Annotated in this window: 4 protein-coding genes; 2 read left to right on the top strand and 2 right to left on the bottom strand. The window is 72.1% G+C overall.

Features of this window, described 5'->3' with window-relative positions; all coding sequences use genetic code 11:
- Positions 1 to 209: 209 nt before the first annotated feature.
- A complete protein-coding gene (locus AB7U92_RS23985) occupies positions 210 to 671 on the bottom strand; it encodes a DUF7482 domain-containing protein (RefSeq protein ID WP_428582851.1) in 462 nt (153 codons plus the stop codon).
- A 132-nt stretch (positions 672 to 803) separates the two neighbouring features.
- On the bottom strand, positions 804 to 1,655 hold the full coding sequence (locus tag AB7U92_RS23980) for a cupin domain-containing protein (protein ID WP_428582849.1): 852 nt from the start codon (positions 1,653 to 1,655) through the stop codon (positions 804 to 806).
- A gap of 87 nt (positions 1,656 to 1,742) precedes the next feature.
- On the opposite strand from AB7U92_RS23980, the gene AB7U92_RS23975 reads away from it, so the two are divergent.
- Positions 1,743 to 2,279, top strand: coding sequence for a peroxiredoxin-like family protein (locus tag AB7U92_RS23975; protein ID WP_428582847.1), 537 nt, complete (start codon positions 1,743 to 1,745; stop codon positions 2,277 to 2,279).
- Between the two features lie 16 nt (positions 2,280 to 2,295).
- Positions 2,296 to 3,504 carry a hypothetical protein gene (locus AB7U92_RS23970; RefSeq protein WP_428582845.1) on the top strand — a complete coding sequence of 403 codons (1,209 nt, stop codon included), beginning with the start codon at positions 2,296 to 2,298 and terminating at the stop codon, positions 3,502 to 3,504.
- Positions 3,505 to 3,554: the final 50 nt, after the last annotated feature.

Below are 3,554 nucleotides of genomic sequence, written 5' to 3'. Positions count from 1 at the left end.
CGGGCAGGATCAGGTGCAGCGTGGAGGGCGCGTCGCCCACCTCGGCCGCCACGCGCGCCCAGTAGCCGGCGTCGCTGGTGTACTGGTCGCAGGCGATCACGCTCCAGCGGTGCAGGTCGATGCCCGCTCGGGGAAGCAGCAGCCGTGGGGCGCGGAAGCAGTCAGGGGTGGCCATGGATCACGATGATGCAGCAGTTGCGGCGCCCCGCTCAGGGCTGGCGGCGCAGCACCACGCCCTCGAGGCCGCCGCGCGGGCCGCGGTGGACGATCGGGCAGTTCAGCACCACGTTCGTGACCTCGAGGCGCACGGCGCCGCTTTCCTCAGCCGCGAGAATCTGCTCCTCCGACGTCAGCCGCCGCGGTGTGTGGCCGGCAGTCCATGTGACGGCGACCATGCGCCACAGCGGGGTGTAGGCGCTGTCGCGATTGGCCGAGCCCATCGGCAGAGGCGCCGATGCGAAGACGCTAGCCTGCTCGAAGTTCGTCACGGCGTACACCCGGTCGACCGACGAGGGCTGCCCGGGGCGGCTCGCGCCGCGGGGCAGGGCATCGGCCAGCCGCGGGACGAAGTTCGCCCCCTCCCGGGCGGCGATGCCGGCATCGGAGACATCGGTCGTCACGTAGAAGACCTCCTCGCCGTCGAACCAGCCCTGACGGAGCGGCAACTGCACGGCAGGCCGCCGCGGCTGCGTTGGCGACCAGGCGCAGCCGGCCAGGCCGAGGAACGAACCCACCGCCAAAGCGGCGAAGCCGCGGCGGGTCGGCGTGCGGCGATGTCGTGAAGTCACTCGGTTCCTCCTGATTCAGGCGTTCACGGCCTGGCGAGCCGAACCACCGTCGCGCGCCGACCAGGCGGCCGGGCTGGTGCCCACCCGCTGGGCGAACGCGCGCCCCAGCGCGCTCGCGTTGGCGTAGCCGACCTCGGCCGCCACCAGCTTGACGGGGATGCCGCGTCGCAGCAGCGTGCACGCCAGCCCGATGCGCCAGGTGGTGAGGTACTCCCCGGGCGGCACGCCCACGCAGCGGGCGAAGTGGGCGGCAAATCGCGCGCGCGACATGCCGGCCTCGGCCGCCATCGATGGCAAGGTCCAGTCGCGAGCGGGCTGCGCATGCACGGCCGCCAATGCCTTGTGCAGCCGTGGATCGGCCAGCCCGGCCATCAGCCCGCCATCGACCAGGCGCTGTTCGATGGCGTAGCGCAGCAGCTGGATCAGCAGCACCTCGGCCAGCCGATTGACCACCGCGTCATGCCCGCAGCGCGGGCGACAGGCCTCCTCGAACAGCAGTTGCTGGGTCAGGTCCAGACCCGGAAGCCGCGCCAGCGGCACCACGAGGCTGGTGGGCAAGGCGCGCAGCAGCGGATTGGTGTCGCCCGTGCCGAAGTGCACCGAGGCGCACACCAGCTCGGCGACCGCGGTGCTGTCCGACTCCAGCCTATGCGCCTGAGGCCGCGGGAAGAAGATGACGCTGGGTTGCTCGACCCGCATGGAGCCGCCTCGCCCGTCGCTGACGGCCAGCGTGCCCTGTCGGAGCAGGTGCAGGTGTCCCGTTCCCGGCTGCGCATCGACGTCGGCGACGCCGCACAGCGGCCCGCCATGGAACACCTGGGCGCTGAGCTCGAAACGCTGGAGCAGCGCAGAAAGTCGGTCCGCCATGAGACGAATGGTATATCAATGGCGACGCATGGCATCTATTCGTCGCGAATCGGGCCGTACACTGGGCTGGTCTTCAAGGAGTCTCCGATGCTGCTGCCTCGCCAACCCGTGCCGTCCTTGCGCGTTCCCACGCTCGCCCATGGCGACTTCGACCTGGCCGCCGACGCGGCGACCCACTTCACGATGGTGGTCTTCTACCGCGGGCTGCACTGCCCGATCTGCCTGAAATACCTGCTCGAACTCGGCAGGCTGCAGCCGGAGTTCGACAAGCGCGGCGTGAAGGTGATCGCGGTCTCCAGCGACGGGCGCGAGCGGGCGCAGGCGATGGCCGACAAGCTGAACGCGCCGGGGCTTCGCGTGGGGCACGACCTGCTCCTGGCCAATGCGCGCGAGTGGGGCCTGTACATCAGCAGTTCGCGCGGCAAGACCTCGATCGGGATCGAGGAGCCGGCGCTGTTCTCCGAGCCCGGGGTCTTCATCGTGCGGCCCGATGGCTCCCTCTACTACGGCGCCGTGCAGACGATGCCGTTCGCCCGGCCTCGCTTCGACGAACTGCTGGCCGCGCTCGACTTTGCGCTCGAGAAGAACTACCCGGCACGCGGCGAATACGCGGGCGCCGTGTAGCCCGGGAGCACATCCGATGATGCGCCGCCGCCCGTCGCTCGCCGCCCTGGCGGCCACTGTCTTCGGATGGCCCGCGTCCGTGACCGCGCGGGAGCCGGGCCTGCAGGTACTGGAGGTACCGGAGCCGATGGCGCAGGTTGCGGCGGGCGGCCCGACCGGTGTGCTGGCGGTCGCCGCGAGCGGCGCGCTCTACGCGCTGCCGCTGGAAGGGGGGCGTGCGCCACGACTGGCCGAACGGATCGATCCCGATACGCCCCTGGCGATTGGCCACGGCCGCATTGCGGCGCGCCGACAGGACGGTGCGCTGTGGGTGCTGGAGGGCGGCGCCGCCGGGGTGTCGAACGCGCGGGCGCTGGCGCCCGCGTCGGGCCTGCTCGTTCTGCCGCTGGCCATCATCGGTGTGCAGGCCGAAGGCGGGCGGCATCGCGTGGTGCGGCTGGAACCTTCGGGCGCCGGCACCTGGGCGCCGGTCGCGCACAGTGCCGTCGATGTGCTCCCCGATGCCCGGCCGCTGCAGGCCGAGCTCGACGGCCGCGGTGACGGCGGCCATGTCGTGGTCCTCGCGGGACCGGATGCCGAGCGCTACCGGCACGGCGTGCTGGGCGACACGATCGAGGCGACGCGCGTGTGCCTGCTCGAGCGGCACGGCCTCGAGCTGATGCGCGAACTGGTGGTGGCGCCGCCCCAGGTGCTGGAAGACATCGCGGTTCGCCGGGTGGCCATCGGCGGGCGCGACGGGCTGCTCACGGTGCGATCCGGGCCACAGGGCGCACAGCTCGTGCTGGTCGATGCCGACCCGGCAGCGCCGGCCGCGCTGCGTGTCGCTGCGAGCGGCCCGGTGATCGGCACGGCCAGGCGCTGGCTGTCGCCCACCACGAACGGCCGTCGCTGGCTGGCGGTGCACACGCCGCACATCGGCGGGGTGTTGCACGAGTACCGGCAGGAGGGGTCCGAGCTGGTGGCCACCCGGGTGATGGACGGCGTCAGCAACCATGCCATCGGATCACGTCGGCTCGACCTCTCTGCCTGGCAGGGCACGTGGCTCCTGATGCCCGACCAGCGCCGTCGGCGCCTGCTGCTGCTCGATGGCCGCGCGGGCTGGCGCCAGGTTCACGCCTGGCAGCTGGCCTCGCCCGTCACCGCGACCGCGAGCCTGGGCGACGGCCGCGGCGTGGCGATCCTGCAGGAAGACGGCAGCGTGGCCCTCGTGCGGCCCTCGGTCTAGGCGGCACTGCGCACGCGCAGGATGCCGCCGAAATACGCCGCCAGCTCCGC

It is taken from the genome of Piscinibacter sp. (genome assembly GCF_050175855.1).
GTDB lineage: Bacteria > Pseudomonadota > Gammaproteobacteria > Burkholderiales > Burkholderiaceae_C > Piscinibacter.
This window is presented reverse-complemented; position numbering and strand designations above follow the sequence as displayed.

Excerpts from the sequence above, each read along its gene's own strand:
- AB7U92_RS23980 (WP_428582849.1), bottom strand. The coding sequence starts at position 1,655 with ATGGCGGACCGACTTTCTGCGCTGCTCCAGCGTTTCGAGCTCAGCGCC.
- AB7U92_RS23975 (WP_428582847.1), top strand. The coding sequence starts at position 1,743 with ATGCTGCTGCCTCGCCAACCCGTGCCGTCCTTGCGCGTTCCCACGCTC.
- AB7U92_RS23970 (WP_428582845.1), top strand. The coding sequence starts at position 2,296 with ATGATGCGCCGCCGCCCGTCGCTCGCCGCCCTGGCGGCCACTGTCTTC.